This is a genomic window from Acinetobacter guillouiae (assembly GCF_002370525.2).
Lineage (GTDB): Bacteria > Pseudomonadota > Gammaproteobacteria > Pseudomonadales > Moraxellaceae > Acinetobacter > Acinetobacter guillouiae.
The window spans coordinates 4,420,336-4,445,384 of the sequence record NZ_AP014630.1; the positions used below are offsets into that span (position 1 = coordinate 4,420,336).

Annotated in this window: 19 protein-coding genes, 2 tRNA genes and 3 rRNA genes; 8 read left to right on the forward strand and 16 right to left on the reverse strand. The window is 40.1% G+C overall.

The features are described from left to right. Positions 1-121: 121 nt before the first annotated feature. The 9 genes from AS4_RS20580 to AS4_RS20625 all read right to left on the reverse strand — a co-directional run bounded on the left by AS4_RS20580 (position 122) and on the right by AS4_RS20625 (position 9,794). Positions 122-517, reverse strand: a complete 396-nt coding sequence (locus AS4_RS20580) for a tautomerase family protein (RefSeq protein ID WP_004725218.1) — start codon at positions 515-517, stop codon at positions 122-124. A 138-nt stretch (positions 518-655) separates the two neighbouring features. Next, positions 656-1,798, reverse strand: coding sequence for a PQQ-dependent sugar dehydrogenase (locus tag AS4_RS20585; RefSeq protein ID WP_096735341.1), 1,143 nt, complete (start codon positions 1,796-1,798; stop codon positions 656-658). 368 nt (positions 1,799-2,166) lie between these two features. Further along, the gene (locus AS4_RS22090) at positions 2,167-2,892 is read right to left on the reverse strand and encodes a hypothetical protein (RefSeq protein ID WP_227548103.1); all 726 of its coding nucleotides are present in this window, start codon (positions 2,890-2,892) and stop codon (positions 2,167-2,169) included. Between the two features lie 126 nt (positions 2,893-3,018). After that, a 5S ribosomal RNA gene (gene rrf, locus AS4_RS20595) occupies positions 3,019-3,133 on the reverse strand. A gap of 169 nt (positions 3,134-3,302) precedes the next feature. Then, positions 3,303-6,193: ribosomal RNA gene (locus AS4_RS20600) — 23S ribosomal RNA — on the reverse strand. Between the two features lie 337 nt (positions 6,194-6,530). Beyond that, a tRNA-Ala gene (locus tag AS4_RS20605) sits at positions 6,531-6,606 on the reverse strand. Between the two features lie 44 nt (positions 6,607-6,650). Continuing rightward, positions 6,651-6,727: transfer RNA gene (locus tag AS4_RS20610), tRNA-Ile, on the reverse strand. Positions 6,728-6,786: 59 nt separating this feature from the next. Then, a 16S ribosomal RNA gene (locus tag AS4_RS20615) occupies positions 6,787-8,325 on the reverse strand. Together the 16S, 23S and 5S rRNA genes with 2 tRNA genes alongside form the textbook arrangement of a ribosomal RNA operon. Positions 8,326-9,179: 854 nt before the next feature. Further along, positions 9,180-9,794, reverse strand: coding sequence for a TetR/AcrR family transcriptional regulator (locus tag AS4_RS20625; RefSeq protein ID WP_096735342.1), 615 nt, complete (start codon positions 9,792-9,794; stop codon positions 9,180-9,182). Between the two features lie 86 nt (positions 9,795-9,880). Here AS4_RS20625 and AS4_RS20630 point away from each other — a divergent pair, with 86 nt between their 5' ends. Then, positions 9,881-11,089 (forward strand): oxygenase MpaB family protein, encoded by a 1,209-nt coding sequence (locus AS4_RS20630; protein ID WP_096735343.1) that lies wholly within the window; start codon positions 9,881-9,883, stop codon positions 11,087-11,089. Between the two features lie 27 nt (positions 11,090-11,116). Here AS4_RS20630 and AS4_RS20635 read toward each other — a convergent pair whose 3' ends face one another. The 5 genes from AS4_RS20635 to def form a co-directional block, all read right to left on the reverse strand. After that, positions 11,117-12,286: a hypothetical protein gene (locus AS4_RS20635; RefSeq protein WP_096735344.1), complete on the reverse strand. Its 1,170-nt coding sequence runs from the start codon at positions 12,284-12,286 to the stop codon at positions 11,117-11,119. A gap of 93 nt (positions 12,287-12,379) precedes the next feature. After that, positions 12,380-12,628, reverse strand: a complete 249-nt coding sequence (locus tag AS4_RS20640) for a hypothetical protein (RefSeq protein ID WP_096735345.1) — start codon at positions 12,626-12,628, stop codon at positions 12,380-12,382. Positions 12,629-12,670: 42 nt separating this feature from the next. Continuing rightward, positions 12,671-14,749 carry a TonB-dependent copper receptor gene (locus AS4_RS20645; protein WP_096735346.1) on the reverse strand — a complete coding sequence of 693 codons (2,079 nt, stop codon included), beginning with the start codon at positions 14,747-14,749 and terminating at the stop codon, positions 12,671-12,673. A 70-nt stretch (positions 14,750-14,819) separates the two neighbouring features. After that, positions 14,820-15,326 carry a DUF2946 family protein gene (locus tag AS4_RS20650; RefSeq protein ID WP_406565187.1) on the reverse strand — a complete coding sequence of 169 codons (507 nt, stop codon included), beginning with the start codon at positions 15,324-15,326 and terminating at the stop codon, positions 14,820-14,822. A 59-nt stretch (positions 15,327-15,385) separates the two neighbouring features. Then, on the reverse strand, positions 15,386-15,916 hold the full coding sequence (def, locus tag AS4_RS20655) for a peptide deformylase (protein ID WP_004723400.1): 531 nt from the start codon (positions 15,914-15,916) through the stop codon (positions 15,386-15,388). 123 nt (positions 15,917-16,039) lie between these two features. Between def and AS4_RS20660 the strand changes: the two genes are divergently transcribed. The 3 genes from AS4_RS20660 to AS4_RS20670 are packed head-to-tail and all read left to right on the forward strand — an operon-like array spanning position 16,040 to position 18,958. Next, positions 16,040-17,191: a LysM peptidoglycan-binding domain-containing protein gene (locus AS4_RS20660; protein WP_096735348.1), complete on the forward strand. Its 1,152-nt coding sequence runs from the start codon at positions 16,040-16,042 to the stop codon at positions 17,189-17,191. Positions 17,192-17,214: 23 nt separating this feature from the next. Then, positions 17,215-18,342 (forward strand): DNA-processing protein DprA, encoded by a 1,128-nt coding sequence (gene dprA, locus AS4_RS20665; protein ID WP_096735349.1) that lies wholly within the window; start codon positions 17,215-17,217, stop codon positions 18,340-18,342. Between the two features lie 46 nt (positions 18,343-18,388). Beyond that, on the forward strand, positions 18,389-18,958 hold the full coding sequence (locus tag AS4_RS20670; protein ID WP_096735350.1) for an L-threonylcarbamoyladenylate synthase: 570 nt from the start codon (positions 18,389-18,391) through the stop codon (positions 18,956-18,958). A gap of 634 nt (positions 18,959-19,592) precedes the next feature. Here the strand turns inward: AS4_RS20670 and AS4_RS20675 are convergent. Both AS4_RS20675 and AS4_RS20680 read right to left on the reverse strand, forming a co-directional pair. After that, entirely contained in the window at positions 19,593-20,486 is an 894-nt protein-coding gene (locus AS4_RS20675) for a DMT family transporter (RefSeq protein WP_096735351.1), read from the reverse strand. 142 nt (positions 20,487-20,628) lie between these two features. Then, the gene (locus AS4_RS20680; RefSeq protein WP_004823720.1) at positions 20,629-21,273 is read right to left on the reverse strand and encodes a TetR/AcrR family transcriptional regulator; all 645 of its coding nucleotides are present in this window, start codon (positions 21,271-21,273) and stop codon (positions 20,629-20,631) included. A gap of 149 nt (positions 21,274-21,422) precedes the next feature. Here AS4_RS20680 and AS4_RS20685 point away from each other — a divergent pair, with 149 nt between their 5' ends. The 4 genes from AS4_RS20685 to AS4_RS20700 all read left to right on the forward strand — a co-directional run bounded on the left by AS4_RS20685 (position 21,423) and on the right by AS4_RS20700 (position 24,833). Continuing rightward, on the forward strand, positions 21,423-22,661 hold the full coding sequence (locus AS4_RS20685) for an MFS transporter (RefSeq protein WP_171478455.1): 1,239 nt from the start codon (positions 21,423-21,425) through the stop codon (positions 22,659-22,661). A 12-nt stretch (positions 22,662-22,673) separates the two neighbouring features. Next, positions 22,674-23,420, forward strand: a complete 747-nt coding sequence (locus AS4_RS20690) for a helix-turn-helix domain-containing protein (RefSeq protein ID WP_004723409.1) — start codon at positions 22,674-22,676, stop codon at positions 23,418-23,420. Between the two features lie 188 nt (positions 23,421-23,608). After that, the gene (locus AS4_RS20695; protein WP_004823717.1) at positions 23,609-24,133 is read left to right on the forward strand and encodes a hypothetical protein; all 525 of its coding nucleotides are present in this window, start codon (positions 23,609-23,611) and stop codon (positions 24,131-24,133) included. A gap of 154 nt (positions 24,134-24,287) precedes the next feature. Then, a complete protein-coding gene (locus AS4_RS20700; RefSeq protein WP_096735353.1) occupies positions 24,288-24,833 on the forward strand; it encodes a glutathione peroxidase in 546 nt (181 codons plus the stop codon). Positions 24,834-25,049 lie beyond the last annotated feature (216 nt).

The following is a 25,049-nucleotide window of genomic DNA, read 5'->3' on the forward strand; positions in this document are numbered from 1 at the left end:
TGCTTCACGCAGCATATACTCCACCTTATAAGTGCGCACTAGCTGATTTAACATATTGAATTTAAATAATATTATCAACGGAGTAATCTATTCCATCTACTTTGATTCATATTAGGTTGAGCTAGACTTGAATATCGAAACCCAAATCCACATCACAGGCAGCTTGACCACCACGGATTCCCCAATTTTCAGCGGGAATTTCTCTTAATAAAATTTTGATATGATCTTTGGGAATCCCTAATACAGATAGATTCTCTACAATACTGCGATACAAATTTCGCTTGGTATCCAGTGTACGCCCAGCAAAACAATCAATACGAATCAGGGTAAATTTTTCAGGATAAAGCTTATTCGGTGGACATTGAAAGCGATGTGGTTCATGTACCAATAAACGAATATCACGATCATATTCAGGAATTTTAAAAGCGCTCACCAATGCATGATGAACAGCATCGATTAAGCCCACTTCTTGTGCTACAGAATATTGATAGCGAACTTCAATTGTAGTTGCTGGCATTATTGTTCTCGATTTATATTATTTTAAATCGAAAGAATAGCATAATTTATAGCCAATCATAGCAATTAAGCTGATATCAATTCAGCTGCTTCCACATCTTTTCAATAATATAACAATCCATTGATTTAAATTAATTTTTTACTTAGGTAACAGTCTTAATAACCCCGCATTTTTCCCATCTTCCAAAACCCAAATCGAACCATTATGGGCGGGATGGATATCTCGAATGCGTTGCTGCATGTTTAAACGCTGTACCTCACGGACAGGCTTCGATTCAGTATCAACCACAATAATCGCTTCTGAGGATAACCCACCAATCAAGGCTTTATGATTCCATTTTGGGAATAATTCATCTTGATAAAAGACCAAACTGGAGGGTGATATTACTGGTGTCCAACTGATTTCTGGTGCCTTAAATTCAGGACGTGTCGCATGATCGGGAATGGGTTTTCCTGAATAATGATCACCATTGGAAACAATCGGATAACCATAATTTTCGCCCTTCTTAATCAGATTTAACTCATCTCCTCCTTTAGGCCCCATTTCAACCACCCACAATTGATCCTTCGCATCAAAAGCCATACCTAATGGATTACGATGACCCAACGACCACACTTGTTTTGCAATCTCACCTTGTTGAGTAAATGGATGATCTGCAACAACAGTACCATCATCATTCAGTCTTAAAACTTTTCCTAAGTTTGAATTCATATCTTGAGCAGGATCAAATTTCTGACGTTCACCAGAACTAATCCAGAGCTTGCCATCCTTTGCAAAAATCATTCGATGTGCATAATGCCCTTGCCCTGAAACTTTAGGAACTTGTTCCCAAATTCTTTTGATATTGATTATTCGGGGATTTTTCTCTTGAAGATTTAATTCACCACGAATCACAACCGCACCATATCCGCCTTTTCCTGTTTCGGCATAACTTAGATAAATTTGATGATTGTTTGCAAAATCAGGATGTAAAACAATATCGCCCAAGCCCCCTTGCCCACCATAAGCCACTTCGGGGACTCCTAAAATTTCTATACTTTTCAATGTGGAAGGATCAAACAGTTTTAACGTCCCTTTCCTTTCGCTAATCAGTAAACGACCATCAGCCAACTCAGCCATTGCCCAAGGTTCATCAAATGTCGCTACTTTTTGGATCTGATAGCTCTGGTTAATCAAAGAATTAGCCGTAGTGGTTTGATTATTTTGAGCATTACATGCACTCAACAAGCTACAGCTGAGCAATAGGGGTAAATAGATTAAGCACTGTCGAAAAGCCTTCATTTTAGATTCCCTCAATATTGTTATGACTTATCGATTTATTTTAAACAAAAGTATCCATCTCACCATTTCATATTGGTAACTGAGCGAATTGGGTCTTAATTTTTGATTGGATCATCTTGTAAGCTTTAACCTACAACAATCGCAGTGATTAGCGAATATACTGACTTAGGCATTGCGCTTATCATAGCAAACATAAAGAGACAGGAAGTCTCATTGAGAATAAGAAAACACACAGGACGTGAGATTCGACAGGAGTCAAATCTAACACACCAATACGAAGAAAACCCCATCAGGATGATGGGGTTTTCTTTTTATAATTTTTAAGCATGGGAAAGAATTAGTTAGGTCTCATAATTAATTAATGCCTTTTACTTAGTTAATTCATACTTTAGTCCAAAATGAAGCCCCATAAAGTGATCCGATAACTCTTTTAAGGCTCCATGAACATCATTTAAAACATCCTCATCACTTACATAAGATTCCACAATTTCATTATCTTGATTCTCAACTAGTAAAAAAATTTTAGGCTTTGTTAATGATTCTATTGATTTATTTAAATTATCAGTAGAAGCGAGTTTTTTAAATGTAGATTTTTTATAGTCTAAATTTGGACTCATAGTAATTGGGTATCTAAACATTGTAGAATTTTTATCAAAATCTTCTACAAGCTTGATTAATTTTGGAAATTCATCAGAAATATCAAACCAATTAGTTTTACATTTTAAGTTAATGAACTTTTTATTTTCCTCCAAGAGCCTTAAATAATTTTCAAATAAGGTATTAATTGAATGTATATTGAAAATTTTTTTCTCTTTCCCCTTCTCTATTAACATAGGTAAATTATCATCAGATTTCAACATTTCTTCACTAGGAGCACATATTCTATAAATCAAAGTAATTACCGATTTCAAATATAACTCTACACTATGACGATATAAATATAAAATTGGTAATTTCCCTCCACCGATACCAAAACCATATTTACTCTCTTGGTTCTCTTCTAATGCCTTGGCAGCATAATAAAATGAATCTGCTGTAGATCCTAAACCTGAATCTTTTTGTAATGTTAATGGTTTAAAATAATCTTCTATCATCTTTACCTTCAACTCTCATACATACTTTAACCATTTTAAATTAAACAAATACTACAACATTGCTTTTCAACCACGCATAAAAAAACACCCCGGTCTCGCTAGAGAACGGGGTGTTTTAGATTTAAAAGCTGGCGATGACTTACTCTCACATGGGTAACCCCACACTACCATCAGCGCTAAGAGGTTTCACTTCTGAGTTCGGGAAGGGATCAGGTGGTTCACTCTTGCTATTGTCGCCAGCAAACTGTTATGGACTTGTTCGGGTCTTATTTAAATGCCTTACTTCGTACCAAATGAGTTATTAACAGAACATTTGAGTTGAATAGTTTAACTAGCTTTACAACTAAATCAAGTATGTTTGATCTTTTATGAATCAAATGATGCTTCGTATACAACTGCTTGGGTGTTGTATAGTCAAGCCTCACGAGCAATTAGTATTGGTCAGCTTCATGCGTCACCGCACTTCCACATCCAACCTATCAACGTCGTAGTCTTCAACGGCTCTTTAGAGGACATAAAGTCCTAGGGAAATCTTATCTTGAGGTAGGCTTCCCGCTTAGATGCTTTCAGCGGTTATCCCTTCCGAACATAGCTACCCGGCGATGCGACTGGCGTCACAACCGGTACACCAGAGGTTCGTCCACTCTGGTCCTCTCGTACTAGGAGCAGATCCTCTCAAATTTCCAACGCCCACGGTAGATAGGGACCGAACTGTCTCACGACGTTCTAAACCCAGCTCGCGTACCTCTTTAAATGGCGAACAGCCATACCCTTGGGACCTGCTTCAGCCCCAGGATGAGATGAGCCGACATCGAGGTGCCAAACACCGCCGTCGATATGAACTCTTGGGCGGTATCAGCCTGTTATCCCCAGAGTACCTTTTATCCGTTGAGCGATGGCCCTTCCATACAGAACCACCGGATCACTAAGACCTACTTTCGTACCTGCTCGACTTGTGGGTCTCGCAGTTAAGCGCGCTTTTGCCTTTATACTCTACGCGTGATTTCCGACCACGCTGAGCGCACCTTCGTACTCCTCCGTTACTCTTTAGGAGGAGACCGCCCCAGTCAAACTACCCACCAGACATGGTCCTCGTCCCGGATAACGGGACAGAGTTAGAACCTCAATATTACCAGGGTGGTATTTCAAGGATGGCTCCATAGCAACTGGCGTCACTACTTCAAAGCCTCCCACCTATCCTACACAAGTAAGATCAAAGTTCAATGTCAAGCTGCAGTAAAGGTTCACGGGGTCTTTCCGTCTAGCCGCGGGTACACCGCATCTTCACGGCGATTTCGATTTCACTGAGCCTCTGCTGGAGACAGCGCCCCCATCATTATGCCATTCGTGCAGGTCGGAACTTACCCGACAAGGAATTTCGCTACCTTAGGACCGTTATAGTTACGGCCGCCGTTTACTGGGGCTTCGATCAAGAGCTTCGCTTACGCTAACCCCATCAATTAACCTTCCAGCACCGGGCAGGCATCACACCCTATACGTCCACTTTCGTGTTTGCAGAGTGCTATGTTTTTAATAAACAGTTGCAGGGGCCTGGTTTCTGTGGCTGCCAATAGCTCAAGGAGCAAGTCCTATCACCGTCAGCAGCGTACCTTCTCCCGAAGTTACGGTACCATTTTGCCTAGTTCCTTCAGCAGAGTTCTCTCAAGCGCTTTGGTCTACTCGACCTGACCACCTGTGTCGGTTTAGGGTACGATTCCTGTGTAACTGAAGCTTAGAGACTTTTCCTGGAAGCATAGTATCAGCCACTTCGCTAGTAAACTAGCTTGCTATCAGCTCTCAGCATAGAGCACCCCGGATTTGCCTAAGATGCATGCCTACTGCCTTTCACCTGGACAACCAACGCCAGGCTGACTTAACTTTCTCCGTCCTCTCATCGCATTACACAGAAGTATTGGAATATTAACCAATTTCCCATCGACTACGCCTCTCGGCCTCGCCTTAGGGGTCGACTCACCCAGCCCCGATTAACGTTGGACTGGAACCCTTGGTCTTTCAGCGAACGGGTTTTTCACCCGTTTTGTCGTTACTCACGTCAGCATTCGCACTTCTGATACCTCCAGCATACTTCTCAATACACCTTCATCGGCTTACAGAACGCTCCCCTACCACGTATACATAGTATACATCCGCAGCTTCGGCATATAGTTTTAGCCCCGTTACATCTTCCGCGCAGGCCGACTCGACTAGTGAGCTATTACGCTTTCTTTAAAGGGTGGCTGCTTCTAAGCCAACCTCCTAGCTGTCTATGCCTTCCCACATCGTTTCCCACTTAACTATAATTTGGGGGCCTTAGCTGGCGGTCTGGATTGTTTTCCTCTTGACTACGGACGTTAGCACCCGCAGTCTGTCTCCCGGATAGTACTCATAGGTATTCGGAGTTTGCATCGGTTTGGTAAGTCGGGATGACCCCCTAGCCGAAACAGTGCTCTACCCCCTATGGTATTCGTCCGAGGCGCTACCTAAATAGCTTTCGGGGAGAACCAGCTATCACCGAGTTTGATTAGCCTTTCACCCCTATCCACAAGTCATCCCCTGGCTTTTCAACGACAGTGGGTTCGGTCCTCCAGTTAGTGTTACCCAACCTTCAACCTGCTCATGGATAGATCACCCGGTTTCGGGTCTATACCCAGCAACTAAACGCCCTATTAAGACTCGATTTCTCTACGGCTCCCCTATGCGGTTAACCTTGCTACTGAATATAAGTCGCTGACCCATTATACAAAAGGTACGCAGTCACCGAACAAGTCGGCTCCCACTGCTTGTATGCATGCGGTTTCAGGATCTATTTCACTCCCCTCACAGGGGTTCTTTTCGCCTTTCCCTCACGGTACTGGTTCACTATCGGTCAGTCAGGAGTATTTAGCCTTGGAGGATGGTCCCCCCATATTCAGACAAGGTTTCACGTGCCTCGCCCTACTCGTCATCATTATATGTGCCCTTTCGTGTACGGGACTATCACCCTCTACGGTAGCACTTCCCAGAGCTTTCCGCTAAAACACATATAACTTAATGGGCTGATCCCCGTTCGCTCGCCGCTACTGAGGGAATCTCAATTGATTTCTTTTCCTAAGGGTACTGAGATGTTTCACTTCCCCTCGTTCGCCTCGCATGACTATGTATTCATCATGCGATACCTACCTTATGGTAAGTGGGTTTCCCCATTCAGAAATCTCCGGATCACAGGATATTTGCCGCCTCCCCGAAGCTTATCGCAGGCTATTACGTCTTTCATCGCCTCTGACTGCCAAGGCATCCACCACATGCACTTAATTACTTGACTATACAACCCCAAACAGTCGTTAATCCCTACAAGGAGGATCAACAATGTGAACTTAATCACTTCTATTTGTTGCCTGTGAACTTAATCACCATACAGCTTCAATTTAATTCATATACCAAAACGCTTGATTCAGTTTTATCGCTAGTGCTCATTTCATTCAATATTAACAATTACTTGCTAACATCAACTAAAACGAGTTTAAACAATTATTTCAACTCAAATATATTCTGTTAATGATTCACTACCGCCTCGTCAGCGAGTAGTTAACTGTGATAAATCACAGAACTTAATAAGCTATCTGCTTACTAAGTTCTGTAATCACTTAGTCTTTATATAGTGGTGGAGACTAACGGAGTCGAACCGTTGACCTCCTGCGTGCAAAGCAGGCGCTCTACCAACTAAGCTAAGTCCCCAGCTTAAGATCTTAATATATCTGCTCTTCTGTGTTCAGTAGACTTGGTGGGTCTGACAAGACTTGAACTTGTGACCCCACGCTTATCAAGCGTGTGCTCTAACCAACTGAGCTACAGACCCTCAGATACATCAATGAAGAACAACTTGTTGTGGATTCTTACCAATCGTCAATCTTTCGTTAAGGAGGTGATCCAGCCGCAGGTTCCCCTACGGCTACCTTGTTACGACTTCACCCCAGTCATCGGCCACACCGTGGTAAGCGTCCTCCTTACGGTTAGACTACCTACTTCTGGTGCAACAAACTCCCATGGTGTGACGGGCGGTGTGTACAAGGCCCGGGAACGTATTCACCGCGGCATTCTGATCCGCGATTACTAGCGATTCCGACTTCATGGAGTCGAGTTGCAGACTCCAATCCGGACTACGATCGGCTTTTTGAGATTAGCATCCTATCGCTAGGTAGCAACCCTTTGTACCGACCATTGTAGCACGTGTGTAGCCCTGGTCGTAAGGGCCATGATGACTTGACGTCGTCCCCGCCTTCCTCCAGTTTGTCACTGGCAGTATCCTTAAAGTTCCCACCCGAAGTGCTGGCAAATAAGGAAAAGGGTTGCGCTCGTTGCGGGACTTAACCCAACATCTCACGACACGAGCTGACGACAGCCATGCAGCACCTGTATGTAAGTTCCCGAAGGCACCAATCCATCTCTGGAAAGTTCTTACTATGTCAAGACCAGGTAAGGTTCTTCGCGTTGCATCGAATTAAACCACATGCTCCACCGCTTGTGCGGGCCCCCGTCAATTCATTTGAGTTTTAGTCTTGCGACCGTACTCCCCAGGCGGTCTACTTATCGCGTTAGCTGCGCCACTAAAGCCTCAAAGGCCCCAACGGCTAGTAGACATCGTTTACGGCATGGACTACCAGGGTATCTAATCCTGTTTGCTCCCCATGCTTTCGTACCTCAGCGTCAGTATTAGGCCAGATGGCTGCCTTCGCCATCGGTATTCCTCCAGATCTCTACGCATTTCACCGCTACACCTGGAATTCTACCATCCTCTCCCATACTCTAGCTTCCCAGTATCGAATGCAATTCCCAAGTTAAGCTCGGGGATTTCACATCCGACTTAAAAAGCCGCCTACGCACGCTTTACGCCCAGTAAATCCGATTAACGCTCGCACCCTCTGTATTACCGCGGCTGCTGGCACAGAGTTAGCCGGTGCTTATTCTGCGAGTAACGTCCACTCATCTTGGGTATTAACCAAGAGAGCCTCCTCCTCGCTTAAAGTGCTTTACAACCATAAGGCCTTCTTCACACACGCGGCATGGCTGGATCAGGGTTCCCCCCATTGTCCAATATTCCCCACTGCTGCCTCCCGTAGGAGTCTGGGCCGTGTCTCAGTCCCAGTGTGGCGGATCATCCTCTCAGACCCGCTACAGATCGTCGCCTTGGTAGGCCTTTACCCCACCAACTAGCTAATCCGACTTAGGCTCATCTATTAACGCAAGGTCACAAGTGATCCCCTGCTTTCCCCCGTAGGGCGTATGCGGTATTAGCATCCCTTTCGAGATGTTGTCCCCCATTAATAGGCAGATTCCTAAGTATTACTCACCCGTCCGCCGCTAGGTCAATTACCGAAGCAATCTCCCCCGCTCGACTTGCATGTGTTAAGCCTGCCGCCAGCGTTCAATCTGAGCCATGATCAAACTCTTCAGTTAAAAATCATTAGTGACTTAAGGTCACAATTCTGGCTCATCAATGTACTGACAAATTCTCTCAAATAAACTTCGAGTAATTTAAACCAATCAATCAATGATAATATTTCGATCAATCAATCAGTAAAAATCCACACAAGTTGTTCTTCATATTCTCTTAATGATCTTCTCAATGCTTCGTCAGCATCAAGCTAGGTCGGCTATACTACTCTCTATCTCTAAAAAGTCAATCAATAATGTTAATTATTTTTTCTAACAAACCTAACTCTAACCTCATCTTAAAATCTCAATTCGAAATCTTAACAACTTAATCAAGTGCCTGATTTATCAGAAGTTTTATTTAACATCACCGCCGATGGATGTGCATTCTACAGCATTCACAAACCAACACAACCCCTTTTTTTAATTATTTTTCATTTTATCTATCACTTGTTTATTTATTCTTCTAAAACAGCACTTTTTCTTTAAAAATCTACTTTTTTGCATAAAAATACAGCAATAAAAAAGCCAGTAACCCATCATACATTTGCTAAAACACGTAAAACGACCTCTTGTATGCCCTTAGCATTGTTATAAATGCAATTTAATAGAGATACGGCGATTAAAATCTATATAAGGAGATAGATCAGTTTTACCATTGAATAAAAGCATCCAATTATTCTCGATAAAGAGATCAATATCTTGTCACAACTCAAACAATACTCAGGCTTGCTAAAACCCACGCTATAAAACTAACTCTATAAAACCAACTCTATAAAATCGGGTTCTATAAAACCAAGCTCTATTTGTATTTGGATGTATGTCTATATCAGTCGAGTACAATCTATCGATGCCCCTACCCCCATTAAAGACTTATCTTAAAGCGACTTGGGGTTGGCACCTTGCTCTAGATAAGCAAGGATCATCAAAGTTAATTCTTTTTTTAGCTGCTGTTCTGAAATTAGAAAATTATTATGGCTCACATAACGCATCATAGTAAAAAGCGTACTATTGATAATGACAAAAGATTTATTTTTAAGTACTTCAAAACTCCAATGATTAAAAAACCGACTAAACACATACAATCCTACTTCATAGAAATGCTTTTCTAACACTTTTGCCGCTTCTGAATTGTTATAACCATGCCAATGTTTGAGCACTTCAATAAAAAAGCCACCATCGGCTTTCATCATGTCAAAACCGAATTGAAGACTAAGTGGAATGATTTCTTCTAAGCTCAATCCTTCTTGGCTAATCGCAATCTGTTTCAGTGCAAGCCCCAGTTGCTCACTTTTACGACTTAAAAGCTCCTGAATAATTTCTTCTTTATTGCCAAAATACTGATAGATAGAACCGACACTGACACCTGATTTTTCTGAAATTTTGGGTGTAGTGACATTAATTAAGCCATATTCAGCAACACATAATTGAGTTGCTTCCAAGATACTATCTACGACATTCCGAGCACGTTGTTGTTGTGGTTGTTTTCTCATCTTACGGTTCACTCCAAAATGCGAATTGAATGCGAATAATTATTCATATTAGAGTTTGACTAAACAATAATCAGGTCGCGCTCAAAATGCAAACATTAATTAAGCCGCAACGCCTTGCCTCATTTGAGACCATGGCACGAACAAATATGAAGTCTAAGCTTTTTTATTATTTTACAGACCAGCAGTTACAACCCAATTATGACGAATATCTTTCACTCAATCGTGCCTTACAGACTGGTGATATCGCGATGGACAAAGTTATGGATTGGGTGATGACCAATCCGAGACAAAATAGAAAACTTTTTGAAACAGCCTTGTATCAAGGTTTGGATAAACTTCCCAATGAAATCCCTGAATTAACTGATTTTTTTAAAATGGTTGAACAAGCGCCTACCTGGCTTGATCCAGCTAAAATTGAAACGGCGATCAAATTTACCCATCGTTTAGGGACAAATGGCACTTTTATTTTACGCGATGTGGCTTTAATGACGGGTTATCAATACCCTGGTTTTAATCAACCGTTAATTATGACGGGTGCTTTACATAAATACGCGGGAAAACGCTTAGCTGAAACCCACAAATGGTGGCTTGATGTCAATCAACAAGATAGTTTTTCTCGTTTTAACAATGGTTTTACTTCAACCATTTATGTGCGTTTTATTCATTCGTTGGTACGACATCAACTCAATAAATCCAAAGACTGGGATAACGATATTTGGGGAACACCGATCAACCAATACGATCAAGCCATGACCAACATTGCATTTAGTGCGGTGTTACTTCTCGGTGTCAGAGCCATTGGCATTTTTCCAAGCAAGACCGAATCAGAAGCCATCATGCATTTTTGGAAATATACGGGCTGGTTAATGGGAGTAGATGAAAAATGGCTAGTCAGCAAAGAGTCTGACGCATGGAAACTACTGCAATGGATGAATTATGCCCACCCTAAGGCCGATGAAAGTAGCAAAGCTTTAGCCATCAGCTTATCCAAAGAACCTTTTGAACGACGCTACAAACACTTCAATTCCTTTTTGCAAAAAAAGGCCTATCAAAATCATTTGGATATTACCCAGTTTTTTATTGGGCAACGTAAAATGAAAAACCTAGGACTCAAGCCACGTACTTTGGCTTGGTATCCGCTTTATTTAATTGCAAAAAATACTCTGCTCTACCGGAGCGCTAAACATATCGACAAATTGGATCAATATTTGCAACTGAATGGTCGTGCAGAACAAGAATATGCTCTCGAACTTTATCAAAATGCGGGGAAACAATTAGCGAGTATGCATCAATAAACAACTAAAAGGTTAAGGCATAAAGCCTTAACCTTGTTTTTCTAAACGGCGTTTATAGATATTAAGAACAACATCACTAAATTCATTAAGTACATAGCGTGTCCATAAGTCCGCATACCAATTCACTTCTGTTGATAAACGATAATCAATGGTTAACACCATTTTCGTTTGCTGTGGATTAATAGCGTCCAATTGATAGTCTGTTGTCAACAAATTGAAATATGCACCCCCCATTTTCAAATGATCATCTAAAGACCCTTTTGGAAATGATTCTGGTGTAAAAATATATGTCCAAGCCAACTGTGTAGGTGCATGAGACTGAATAATTTTCTCTTGAAAATGAATACCACGTTGCCAATAAATTTGACGAACCAAACCATCATCAGTTTGTTCCGTCATTCCAGAAATTGGTTTTGGAAAGCCCATTGTAAAAATTGGGCTATATTTTATTTCATTTGACTGAATCTGTTGGATATTGTTAATTGACGCAAAAACATCATGAATAGGTGCATTGACAATAATTTCTTGACGCGTTACACCATTATGATATTGGGATAGATCTGGTAATAAGAACAACCCTAGCAAAGGTAAAAGTACAATGGAATAAACTTTATTATAGGGCTTCCATAAACGTCTACACAAAAAATGCATACAAGTCGCACCTAAAGTCGTACAGAGCAAAAATATAGGTGCTGCCATGATAAGACAAATAACACCCTCTCTTAAAATCACTGCACCAACAACAATAATCCCTAATACAATATAAATTTGCTGAAAGAATGTTTGTTTTAAAGAATTTGGGGATTTTAAAGATTTCACATATTCAATGATCGCACCCAGACTAAAAGGTAAAAATAGTAGAAATGCAGTTGTCAGCATTTTGTCTACGCTTAAAGCAATGAGAGAGATGATTAAAAAATAACAAAGCACGATGCATAGCAAAGGTAACCAACGAAGAAATATCGTTCTTGCAGGATATTCCTGAAGAACTTTCATACTTGGTTGGTGAAATAGCCTGCAAATTAATTTTCGATCAGGTTGTACGATGGCCTGATAAATTCGAATTTCATCAATCTCTACAGTTTTTAGTTGTGCTCTAAATGCTTGTTCAAATTCAGTTGTCCAGTCATCATTTGCAATGGAAACTTCACCATATTGTTTAAAAATATTAAGATAAGCCTCTAGTTTTTCATTCATTTTTAATTATCTATACCGTTTGGCCCTATTTTAAATATTCCCAATGTAAAAGGAAGCCCTAAGGCTTCCTTTTACATTTCACGAGCTATTCACTTATTCATTGTGACCATGCACTGGCGCAGAAGCTGAATGATCCATGTTTGGCATACTTTCATGACTCATCTTAGACATATCATGTTGCTGAGCTGCATTCTGTTTTTGGCTTGGCATATAGTCAGGCTCGTTGGTAATCGCCAAATAGAAGATTCCCATAAAAATACAGCTTAAAATAATTGCGATTATCAGCAATTTCCATCCCCAAAACGATTTTTCAGGTGACAACTTATTACTGTCATTACTCATAGAACATCCTCATATTTCTGTAAAAATTCAGTTTTAAATCAATTAAAATTTCATGCTAATACGAGCCCAATAATTACGCCCTGTATTATTAAATTGTTGAGTACCGACTTGACCATCCGCACCTACACCCAATTTGTTTAAATGCTCGGTATAGGTTTTATCTAAGACATTGTCGACACCAACAGCAAGATTTAGATCTTTTTGAATGTTATATGACGCATTCAATGCCAAGGTGGTAAAGCTTTTACTTTCACCAGTGTCATAACCGACAATATTACCTTGATTTAAGCTAATACGATCTTGTTTCGCCACAGCACGCCATAATAAACCTAAAGAATATTTATCTTGAACATAACGTAAATTCAAACGACCTTCTAAAGGTGCAATCTGCGGCAATGGTTTATGTGTATCGGTATTTTCGCCCCATGCATACATTGCACTTAAATCCGCTTGGATCGCATCGGTAAATTGATAACCGATCCCCGCTTCAGCACCCGCGATAGTTGCATCGACATTTTTTGCCCCAGCACTAAATGATGAACCATGGCTATGTCCATCCATCCCGCCCGTTGGATGATTATGATAACTCAATAAAATAAAGTCATTAACCAACCCTGCATATGCTGATGTCCATACACTCAATGCATCATGTTGATATTGATAACCGAGATCCAACTGTAAAGTTTTTTCAGTGTTTAGATCATTAAACGTCGGTTTAGACATACCAGTATTACCATGTGCAGTACTGAATAGCTCCCAATAATCTGGAACACGCTCCACATAACCCAAACCAATATAAGATTTGGCATTATGCTCAGGATATTGATTTTCTAAACGAATAAATGCACTTGGCAAAGTTTCTTTACGTTGATCATTCAGTTTTAAGGCATCAATTTTAACTTGATCGATACGTGCACCTGTCACCAACTTATAAGCATCATTGAATTGATAGGTCATTTCTCCGAAAGCACCATAAGATTGGAAGCGCATATCCTCTCTAAATGCAACATTCATGGATGGCATGGTCGGTGATGACATACTGCCACCATGTTTGTTCAGCTGAGAATCCACCCCAGTAATTAAACTGAGCTTATCCCATTCACTGGTCATGGCTAAACGACTATTTAAAGTACGGCGTGTCACCTGCATTGCCATTGGGTTTGGCATCAACATCTTCATGCCACCATGTGTCATTTCTGCCAATGGTGGAGTACGTAAACTAAAGTTATCCATAATATGGTCGTTATAACTATAGTTCACTTGCCCTTCGAGCTTTTTAATCACAGGGCTTAAATTCTTCTTTTCAACACGTAAGCCTAAGCTTTCACGTGCAAATTGAGAACCATCCATGGTTCGGCCTGCGTATTCAGCCTCACCATCGGCTTTACCCCCTGTCAGTTCAACCCATGTATCTTCATCGGGTGTCCAGCCTAAGGCTAAATCAGTATTCCAGCGTTCCCAAGAAGAAGGCACTTTATTACCATCACCATCCTCATAGCTGTTTGACTCAGAACGATTGGCATTGATACGCATATATTTTTTACTGTCACCTACAGCAGCTTCAATGTTGTGATCCAAACGTCCAAAAGAACCGACTAAAACACTGGCTTGACCTTGATAATTTTTATCATCTGTTAAGGTTGGTTTTTGACGTTCAAAAATCACCGTGGCTGCTGAACCTGTATTGGCATATTGGACTGTCTGAGGTCCTTTTACCACCGAAATACGGTCAAAACTTTCAGGTTGAATATACGACGTAGGTGCATCCATGCGTGCAGGGCATGCACCTAAATTTTCGGTACCATCTGTTAAAATTTTAATCCGTGAACCAAACATGCCGCGGAATGTGACATCTCCATTGGTTCCACCGCTTTTAATCGAATTAAAGCCTGCAATACTTTGCAAATAATCAGCACCATCTGTGGCAGGTACAGGTTGAATCGGTTGTTTTGGATCAGCATGAATAATCAAACCATTGGCATCATTATTTAACTGTGCTGTAACCACGATTGGAGCAAGTTGAGATGCATGTTCCTGATCGTGTGCAAACGTCGCTGTAGAATAACAAGCAACACAAACCGCAGCCGCTAAAGGCTGTAAAAAGAATTGAGGTTGAGCCATTTTCTTTCTCTTAAATCATAAATTAAACAAGGCTGGAGTCAATGAAGACCCTAAAAATTAAGTTTTTGATTTATGCGAAAAGTGGCGGGGCTCGACCTTGGGGAAGTAAAAACAAACGTTGCAATACAAAATAGACATGTCGAAATGCTTTTTGAAATGCAACCAGTCGCACTTGAATACGATCTAATATTTCTTTGACTTCAAGTTCAGGAGGTAAAACCAGATTGCCATAGACTGTACAGTATTGGCACTGGTGACCCGCATCATGGTGATGTGAACTTGGTTGCTCTGGCGCTACATGCTCAGCATGGGCCAACAGGTGGTCATGACTGGCAGCTTCATGTGCAGAAGATGCAGATTGATGTTGATGATGGGTGCTATGTTGATGCTTTTCGTAGAAATGACTTTGTACTAAAGCTTGAGTAATAGTTTCACAGACCGGCGCAATTTGATATTGCTTCGGTAGCAAAGGCTGTAAAAATACAGCAATCTGTAAAAAAACTGCGGTAAAACCGAGCAGTAAACCTATTCTCAACAAAACGTTCGTCTCAACATTTTTCGAGCCAGAGTATAACAAAGCCCAAACAAAATTGGGCTTTGTATTGCAGGAAAATTTTAAAATTCAACTGACTCAGATCAACGTTTTGCTGGAACTTTTTGCTTTTCACGCTGACGAACCACTTTTTCCACTTTTTCACGCGCACGTTGACGCTTTAAAGGGGATAAGTAATCCACAAATAATTTACCGTTTAAGTGATCCATTTCATGTTGAATACATACCGCCAATAGATCATCCGCTTCGACTTCAAAAGCTTGACCTTCAAGGTTAATTGCTTCAATTTTAACTCGTGACGGACGCTCAACTTTATCGTATATTTGAGGAACAGAAAGACAGCCTTCCTCATAAGATAAGGTTTCTTCTGTAAGCGGTGTTATTTTGGGGTTAATGAACACCATAGGTTGGTCTTTGTCTTCAGACAGATCCATTACGATAAGCTGAATATGCTGATCGACCTGTGTAGCAGCCAGACCAATACCTGGCGCTTCATACATGGTTTCAAACATGTCTGCTGCTAACTGGCGAATTTCATCAGTTACCACATCGACAGGTTTTGCAATGGTGCGTAAACGGGGATCAGGAAAACTTAAAATAGGTAATAAGGCCATACTGTACCCTCTGTTGCTATGCCATTGATCTTAAAACTAAATGAAGAATATGCTTCATTAAAAAAATGTGTGTAATATGCGTATTATAACGCATATAGAGACATAATTTTAGGAATTATGATAATGAAAAAGGTTTTAACTGGCATAACGAACTTTCATGCCAAGGGGTTCAAGAAACAATTACTTGCTGTGACACTATGTTTAAGTGCAGGATTCACTTACATGGAAATGACACACGCAAGTCCAAACACCAATCCGCCCGCACTTAAATCCAGTGCACCCAATGTCTATGTGGTGAAACGTGGGGATACTTTATGGGATATTGCGGGGAAGTTTTTAAGCAAGCCTTGGCGCTGGCCTGAAATCTGGGCAAGCAATAAGCATGTTAAAAATCCACATTGGATTTATCCAGGTGATAAATTATTGTTGTGTACTTTAGATGGTCGCCCACTGATTGGTGTAGATGAAGGTGATGGTTGTGATGGAATTATTCGTCGTCATCAAGGTGGGACATCTTTACGCCCTCAAATACGCGTTGAATCCTTAAATAATGCGATTTCAGTGATTCCATTATCAGATATTCAACCATGGTTAGAACACAGTATCGTGGTCAATCCTGAATCTTTACAGAACATCCCTTATACCATCGGCGCTGCTGATAATCGTGTGATTACGGGTGCAGGACAAACCGTTTATGCGCGTGGAAATGGCTTAGTCGTGGGTCAACGTTATGGGATCTATCGTGAAGGCAAACCTTATACGTTCCTCAATGCTGAAGGCAAAAAGTTTAATGCGGGCATGGAGTTAACTGAGGTTGCTTCTGCAACTGCGGCGGCTGGTGAAAATGATGTCACCACTCTTGAGTTAACCAAAAGTTATAATGCTGAAGTGCGTAAGGGCGACTATGTCCTGCCAAGCTATGATGCCGAATTGCCGAGTTTGTTCTATCCAACCACCACCAATGAAGTCACCAATGGCGGTAAAGTGGTTCGTGTACAAGGTTCAATTGGTACAGCAGCGCAATATAGTGTAGTCACCATTGACCGTGGTAGCTTACAAGGTGCTAAACCTGGGCAAGTCTTTAGTATTTACCAACAAGGTGAAACAGTCCGTGACCCAAAAACTAAAGAGTCTGTGAAATTACCAAGTCAAAAAATTGGTACGCTGATGATCTTTAAGAGTTTTGATCACCTCAGCTATGCCTATATTTTGGAAAGTAATTTACCAATTAAAATGGGTGCTGAAATTAAACCGCCTGCAATTGCAGATAACTAAGTTTTTCATGATGTGATTTAAATATGTTGAAGCAGATATCCAATGACCAATATGATGCCATCAGACTTTGGTATTTGGTTCAACATTCGCTCAGCGCTTTTCGTAAATTAGAAACACACTTTGGTTCTATCACAAAAGCGCTGCAAGCTGAAAATTTAAACCGCTGGTCTGAAGCCAAAATTCATAAAAACCATCTTGAAAGAGCCAGTGAATTTCTTACTGCGCTTGGGCAATCCAAATTTCAAGTTTGCTTCGATAAAATTCAACAACATACAGATTTTATTGTTTTAGATACCGACCCTCATTATCCTCAACAACTGCTACCTTATCCTGATCATCCACCAATTCTATTTGGTAAAGGTGCATTTCAGAATTTAAGTCAACCGCAAATCGCCATCGTGGGTAGCCGAAAGCCTAGTCCGCATGGCAAACAAGTGGCTTATGATTTTGCTTACTATTTGAGTGAAAAGGGCTTTTTTATTACCAGTGGCCTAGCACTGGGAATTGATGCCGCTGCACATATGGGTGGGCTAAAACACCATCGAACCATCGCGGTGATCGGCACAGGCTTAGATCTGGTTTATCCTAGTCAAAATAGACAGTTACAAGAACAAATTTTGCAGCATGCAGGAACAATCCTGACTGAATACCTACCAGAAACTCAGCCTATTCAGCGCAATTTCCCCTATCGAAATCGGATCGTGAGTGGTTTGAGCTTAGGTGTTGTTGTCGCAGAAGCACAACTTGGAAGCGGTTCACTGATTACGGCGCAAGCTGCCGCAGAACAAGGTAAAGTGATTTTTGCAATTCCGGGACATATTTATGGAGAGCATCATCAAGGATGTCATCAGCTCATTCGTGAAGGGGCCATTCTGGTTGATCATCCAGAACAGATTGTTGAAGATTTAGCACTTCCCACCCAATGGCATTGCGCACAACAGTCTGAAGCACGCTCCCCAATGCCAGAAATTCCTGAGCATTTATTTAAGCTGTATCAGTTGCTGGATTGGATTGGGCAAGACTTAGATACGCTTGCTCAAAGCGCAAATTTAGACATCGCACAACTCACAAGCGATCTTATGGAATTAGAACTTTTGGGTCACTGTATTCAACAATCTGGGCTGTACTTACGTTGCCGAGTCAGTTATTAAGGTTCACAATAGTGGCTTATTCCACGAAATGGCAAGGTAAACATAGATGATTACAACCTCAGTTGCTGAAGCTGCACAAATTCTTCAACAAGGTAAAGTCTTGGCTTATCCAACAGAGGCAGTATGGGGTTTAGGCTGTGATCCGTTCAATGAACAGGCTTTTTTAGAAATTTTAAGGCTTAAACAACGCCCTATAGAGAAAGGCGTGATTTTATTGGCAGGACAGCTCTCACAAGTTGAGCATCTATTAACAGAAATTGACCCTATTATTCGTGAACAAATCATTCAATCATGGACGCAACGCTCTAGAACAGAACGTGCAACAACTTGGCTACTTCCAGCTGATGATAAAATTCCACAATGGATTAAAGGCCAGCATGCTCAGGTCGCAGTTCGTGTAACCAATCACCCTTTGTGCATTGCCTTATGTAATGCCTTTAATGGTTTTATTGTGTCGACCAGTGCAAATTCGGCAGGTTTAGAACCAGCAAGATCTTTACAACAAGCCAGTCAATATTTTGGTTCTGAATTGAATTATTTAAATGGTGATCTTGGTTTAAGTCGCGAACCAAGCAAAATCATTGATGCATCTACAGCACAAGTGATTCGTGCTTAAGCACTTTAAAATATTCACTCAAACATGGGTTCAGGGCCTGTTGGAATTTCATAAATGGCTTGCGTTGTAGGTTAAAATTGAGCATGAGACGTATACGTCGTAAAGCAGGAAACGAAGAGAATAGCGAGACTATTTTCGAGTTTCATAACGTAGGCTGAGATAATTTTAGCCACAACCCTGAGCAAGAACAAAGCATTGCTTTGTTTGCAGCGCAAGGCGTAGACGAATTGTCAACAGACCCTCAATATTGCCAATAAAAAGGCAAAAAAAAACTCAGCCACATATAGGGTTGGCTGAGTATAAAAAAGGATGCGTTAAACACATCCAGAGGGTATGAAAAATTCAGTGTAGAACAATTTAATTAAGAAATTCTTAATTCGCTACGATGAAAATATTATCCTATAAATTTTTTTTGAATACAAATATATTCTTCTGAGCAAGATCTGTTCATTTAAGTGAATTGCAAATAACTGGAATTTCAATAATAAAACTAAGTGTTTAAATTTGTTTTACTATTTGCATTTTTAACAGGTAAATCACTAATTCAAAAACAAATTTTGCTCAGATTTAATACTTTAAAAGGGTAAAAAATAAGTTTTTAAATGAACATTTTTCACCCAAAATACTTTGAATTTTAACTCAATAATGTACTTTTTTTGACACTAAGTGACTTTTTTTGTGCCAATGCAATTCCCACTAAAATGACAATACCACCGATCGTATGCGACATTGTCCAAGCCTCATGTAACCAAAAGTAGGCAATGATTGCAGTAAATACTGGCATTAAATTCATAAAAATGCTGGTTCGATTTGGACCTAGATATTGTACAGCCATCATCCACAATAAAGGCGCAACAAGAGAAGGTAATATACCCGCATATAAAACGCTGGCGACATTGCCTTGGTTAATCGCATCAATGCCATAATAAAGCACAAACGGTAAATGGTAGACCAAGGTCAACGCAATTTGCACATAGAGGCTTAGCAGTAATGGAACTTTCAATTGCCATTTTTTTAGAAAGACCCCATAAAAAGCATAAAAGAACACGGCCAAGACCATGATCAGATCACCTGAGTGCCCTGCTAAATGAGTTAAGTTAGCAAAATCCCCTCGGCCAATCACATACAGCAAACCGAGAAAAGACAAGATACTGCCGACAACAGCAAAGCGATTGGGAATTTCACGTAAAATAAGGATCGAAACAAAAATGGTAAATACCGGAATAAAGGCGTTGATAATGCCCATATTGGTTGCTGTGGTGTAATGCGCTGCGCTATAGGCCAAGCCTTGATACAAGAACATACCAAAAGCACTCAGCACCACAAATTGCATAAAATGTTGTTTAACCAAATGACGTTGCTTCCACACTTGGGGCAACATAAATGGAGTCAAAATAATAAATGCCACTAACCAGCGATAAAAGCTAATACTGACAGGTGAAATATAATCCGAAACATAACGTGTAACTGCAATATTCATTGACCAAATCAATACTGCAATGATCGGTAAACTGATTGCCCACCACATGGGTTTTGAATTGCTATACATAATTTTGACTGTCGAATAGGATCTGGAAATGATTATCGATGAAGTCGGAATAAATTTAAATATGGCATTTCAGACATCTATAGGGCTTTTCAGACAAATGCTATTTTATGCGTTTTTAAACCTAGAATAATTCCCAAGTTTTAATTGCCAAAGTCACCACACTTTGTAATTGTTCAGCACTAACCCCATCACGGGCTTGCATGGTTAAACCTTGAATCACCGTTGAATAATAATCTGTCATCGCTTGAATATTAGCATGTGGGTTTAAGTCACCTTCTTTGACACCCTGTTGCAAACGTTGGTAGATATTTTCTTTGACTTGTTGTCTTTTCAGCAAAAGATCATGCTGAATCGGTGCATGTTCTTGTGAACAATTCATGGTTGCGGTAACCAACATACAACCCGTCGGTTTATTTTGTTGAACCAGTTTTTTAAGGTTTTCGTATAAATAAATTTCAATGGCGATTTTTGCTGTTTTGGCTTGTTGAAAAATAACTTCCAAAGGACATGCCTCATGCTTTAAATAGTATTCCAAACAGGCATGAAACAACTGTGATTTATCCCCAAAACTACTGTAGATACTGGGTGCAGTAAGATTTAAGGCTTTGGTTAAATCGCTCATCGATGTGGATTCATAGCCATATTCCCAGAACAACAACATGGCTTTTTGTAGCGCTTGTTGTTCATCAAAACATTTAGGACGACCACGCCCACGCTTAGGTGCTTGTTTTTCAGCGACTAAAGCATGTTTTTCAGAATCAGCCATAACTTTCACATATATTTTTATAACGAACATTATTAAATTAATTGACAACACAAAATTAATCAAATATTTTATTTTTATAACGATCGTTAATGAATTAAAAAATACCTCCATATGCTTTCGCTTTACAGCAGGAATATATCTTCATGAATATGATGCAATCAGAAGTTTCAGAACCACAGCCCTCTGAGATTCCCCCCAGTAGCCAAGGGAGCTGGTTGGCGCTATTAACCGTTGCAATTACTGCTTTTGCTTTGGTCACCAGTGAGTTTCTCCCAATCGGTGTACTCAACGACATTTCCAGTGATTTGCATGTATCTGTCGGTACAGCAGGTTTGATGATCACCCTCCCAGGGATCATGGCCGCCATAGCAGCACCACTCCTTCCGGTTCTAGTCAAAAATTTAGATCGGCGTTACTTACTTCTGGCATTGTCTGCAACGATGGTGTTTGCCAATGCCATCACTGCAATTGCATCAACTTTTGAAATTTTATTGCTGAGCCGTTTTATTCTTGGATTTGCAATTGGTGGATTCTGGGCGACTGCGATTGCCTTAAGTGGCCGTTTAGCACCAACCCATTTACCTATTGCGAAAGCAACAGCAACTGTCATGGCTGGGGTAACTTTAGCCACTGTTCTTGGTGTACCGATTGGGACATGGCTAAGTGATGCATATGGCTGGCGAACATCATTTGGAATTACCTCCGCCATCGGCTTCGTTGTTTTACTGTTGGGGATTAAATTTATCCCAAGTTTAAAACCAGAGTCTGCCATTCATTTTAAAGACTTACCCGCATTGCTAAGAATCAGTAAAGCCAGACAAGGTTTGATTATTATTTTGTTGATTGGTTTAGCTCATTTTTCATCATATAGCTATCTGACCCCGTTTTTTAAAAATTCAGCAGGCTTTGACAGTGCTACCATCAGTTCGCTACTGCTATTATTTGGTATCGCTGGTATCTTTGGTAATGCTTTTGCTGGTTATAGCGGTAATTTGAATGTGCGTTATACCTTTGCATTCGTTGCCATCTGTTTTGCGGTTGTATTTTTTGGCTTTCCTCTATTTGCCATTCATCCATCAGGCGCCTTTATTCTTACAGCGCTTTGGGGCTTTGCATTTGGTGCATTTCCAACCACTGCCAATATTTGGATGTTTTTACATGCCCCTCAAGCTGTAGAAAAAGGCATGCCGTTATTTGTTGGTTTCTTCCAAGTCATGATTGCAACAGGTGCATTAATCGGTGGCTATGTTGTTGACCATTTTAATGCCAACATTTTATTGTATAGTGTACTGAGTTTTATTCTTTTGGCCTTTATTTCAATCTTCACGCTGAGTCGTGGATTAAATAACCCCAAAGCTGAAAACACTGCCATTCAATGTGAGAGTTAAGTCTTTTCAACTATGTATTCAGCGCTGATTTCTGTAGAAGAATTTTTCTACCAAAAGCATGATGTAGTGACACCCCATTCAAATTTATGGGGTGATTTTAATTTGAGTCTAAATGGGACTTTAGAACTCAACGTCGCAGAACAAACCTATCTGTCCCCACCAAGTTATGGTTTGTGGATTCCACCGCAAACCGAACATTGTTGTACTGCTGTGGATGATCAACTGACGCATTATATCTGTATCCGTATTCATCCTCAGCTTTGTCAAAGCTTATCCCAAAGCACAAAGACTTTAAGTATTCGCCCTTTTTTACGTCATACCATTGAAGAAGTTTTAGAGCAGCAGAAACAAGGGATTCCATCATCTCCCTATTATCAACACTTATTAGAACTGTTGGTCGATCAAATCCAAAATAGTGTGTGCTATGAGCATTATTTACCACAAACCAACCATCCCACACTCAAGCCTATTCTTGAGCATTTGTCTGATACAACACGCTTCCCCCAAAGCCTTCAGGAAATTCTCGATACTTTTCAGATTACTGAACGGCATGCTCTTAGACTTAGCCAAGAGCACCTTAAACTTTCGCTGTCTGAATGGCGTAATCGCGCCAAGATTATTTATGCAATTTCATTGATCCAACAAGGCATCTCAATTAAAAAAATTAGCTTAGATCTCGGCTATCAACACACGTCTAGCTTCATTGAGTTTTTTAAACGCTATACCCATCAAACCCCAGCACAAATGCGAAATCTTTAAGATTAGGACATTTTTCAAACAATCTATTTCCACTTTATTGATAAGTTTATATACAAAAATACTATAGAAAATTGCCTTAAAATTGTGCATTTTGCATCTTATGCTCTAGATTAAGCATATAACTTTTTGAATTTGTATATATTACCGTCAAATTCATAAGAATTTTAAATAATGAAGGGTTCGAATAAATGAAAAAATTACTACTAGCTACACTATGTGCTTCAGCGTTTGCTTTAACTGCATGTGATAAAAAACCAGCTGATTCAGCTTCAGGAACTGAGAGCAAACCTGCTGCAGCTGCGGTTTCTTTAAGTACCAACAATACTGCTGATATCAAAAGCGATTTAACTGCACTTCAAACAATGTCTACAGCGAAAGCTAAAGAAGCTTTGAACTTCCAAACAGAAGTAATGCAAGCTGCACAAAAGGGTGATAAAGATGCACTGAAAGGTGTTGTCGATAAAATGAAAACTTATGTGGACGGTTTCAACAAAGATCTTGATGGTTTAGCACTTAAAAGTACTGAAGTTGCATCTGTACGTGACAAAATGAAAGAGTCAAATAACCTAGGCGTTGAAATGTCTGAAGCTGGTTTAGCGACTTCACCAGATCCACAAAAAATCATGGAACTACAAAAGAAAGGTACTGAATTACAACAAAGCCTGTTAACTGAAATGCAAGCACTTCAAGCCAAAGCAAACGCTGCACCATAATCGATTAAATTTGATGCAGTTTTTAAAAGCAGATCCTATGATCTGCTTTTTTTATTACACTTATATACAAATGTAACTTGCTGAAATCTTGGAATATCGCTAAAACATTAGACATATTTCTAATCACTGTCTTTTGATTTTTAAGGATACCCCTATGAGCAATTCCGTTTATGACATCCCAGTCAATACCATCAAAGGTGAATCTACGACCTTGAATCAATATCAAGGTAAAGTTCTTTTAATCGTTAACGTTGCATCTAAATGTGGCCTTACTCCACAATATGAAGGTTTAGAAAAACTATATACTGAAAAGAAAGATCAAGGTTTAGAAATCCTCGGCTTTCCTGCAAATAACTTTCTTGCACAAGAGCCTGGAACAAATGATGAAATCGAGCAATTTTGCTCTTTAACTTACAATGTCGACTTCCCGCTTTTTGCTAAAATTTCAGTTGCAGGTGATGATAAGCATCCACTTTATGATAGCTTAATTCATGCAATCCCTGAACGTATTGGTGAAGGTCCTTGGTGGAAAGACTTAGTCGATTATGGCCTAACTCCAAACCCAAAACCTGAAGTCCTTTGGAACTTTGAAAAATTCTTAATCGGTAAAAATGGCGAAATCGTGGCGCGTTTTGCACCAGATATCACTGCTGATGATCCACGAATTACATCTGCGATTGAAGCTGAATTAGCAAAATAAATCGAGCATTAAAAGCTCTATGCTTTAAATAAATTTTTATATTTTACAGTTTTGATCGAAAATTTTATATTTTCGATCAAAACTTCCTCTAGCTTTATTCACAATTTAAAATTTCAACCATCTTCAATAGCGTGCTAAAAATGCATTCTTTTTTGCTTTTGTTTGAGTAGAAATGAATCTCTAAAGTTACAGACTGTATGTCCTTTGCAACAATCC

Coding starts and splice junctions, on each gene's coding strand:
- AS4_RS20580 (WP_004725218.1), bottom strand. CDS start 517: ATGCCAGCAACTACAATTGAAGTTCGCTATCAATATTCTGTAGCACAA.
- AS4_RS20585 (WP_096735341.1), bottom strand. CDS start 1,798: ATGAAGGCTTTTCGACAGTGCTTAATCTATTTACCCCTATTGCTCAGC.
- AS4_RS22090 (WP_227548103.1), bottom strand. CDS start 2,892: ATGATAGAAGATTATTTTAAACCATTAACATTACAAAAAGATTCAGGT.
- AS4_RS20625 (WP_096735342.1), bottom strand. CDS start 9,794: ATGAGAAAACAACCACAACAACAACGTGCTCGGAATGTCGTAGATAGT.
- AS4_RS20630 (WP_096735343.1), top strand. CDS start 9,881: ATGCAAACATTAATTAAGCCGCAACGCCTTGCCTCATTTGAGACCATG.
- AS4_RS20635 (WP_096735344.1), bottom strand. CDS start 12,286: ATGAATGAAAAACTAGAGGCTTATCTTAATATTTTTAAACAATATGGT.
- AS4_RS20640 (WP_096735345.1), bottom strand. CDS start 12,628: ATGAGTAATGACAGTAATAAGTTGTCACCTGAAAAATCGTTTTGGGGA.
- AS4_RS20645 (WP_096735346.1), bottom strand. CDS start 14,749: ATGGCTCAACCTCAATTCTTTTTACAGCCTTTAGCGGCTGCGGTTTGT.
- def (WP_004723400.1), bottom strand. CDS start 15,916: ATGGCCTTATTACCTATTTTAAGTTTTCCTGATCCCCGTTTACGCACC.
- AS4_RS20660 (WP_096735348.1), top strand. CDS start 16,040: ATGAAAAAGGTTTTAACTGGCATAACGAACTTTCATGCCAAGGGGTTC.
- dprA (WP_096735349.1), top strand. CDS start 17,215: ATGTTGAAGCAGATATCCAATGACCAATATGATGCCATCAGACTTTGG.
- AS4_RS20670 (WP_096735350.1), top strand. CDS start 18,389: ATGATTACAACCTCAGTTGCTGAAGCTGCACAAATTCTTCAACAAGGT.
- AS4_RS20675 (WP_096735351.1), bottom strand. CDS start 20,486: ATGTGGTGGGCAATCAGTTTACCGATCATTGCAGTATTGATTTGGTCA.
- AS4_RS20680 (WP_004823720.1), bottom strand. CDS start 21,273: ATGGCTGATTCTGAAAAACATGCTTTAGTCGCTGAAAAACAAGCACCT.
- AS4_RS20685 (WP_171478455.1), top strand. CDS start 21,423: ATGATGCAATCAGAAGTTTCAGAACCACAGCCCTCTGAGATTCCCCCC.
- AS4_RS20690 (WP_004723409.1), top strand. CDS start 22,674: ATGTATTCAGCGCTGATTTCTGTAGAAGAATTTTTCTACCAAAAGCAT.
- AS4_RS20695 (WP_004823717.1), top strand. CDS start 23,609: ATGAAAAAATTACTACTAGCTACACTATGTGCTTCAGCGTTTGCTTTA.
- AS4_RS20700 (WP_096735353.1), top strand. CDS start 24,288: ATGAGCAATTCCGTTTATGACATCCCAGTCAATACCATCAAAGGTGAA.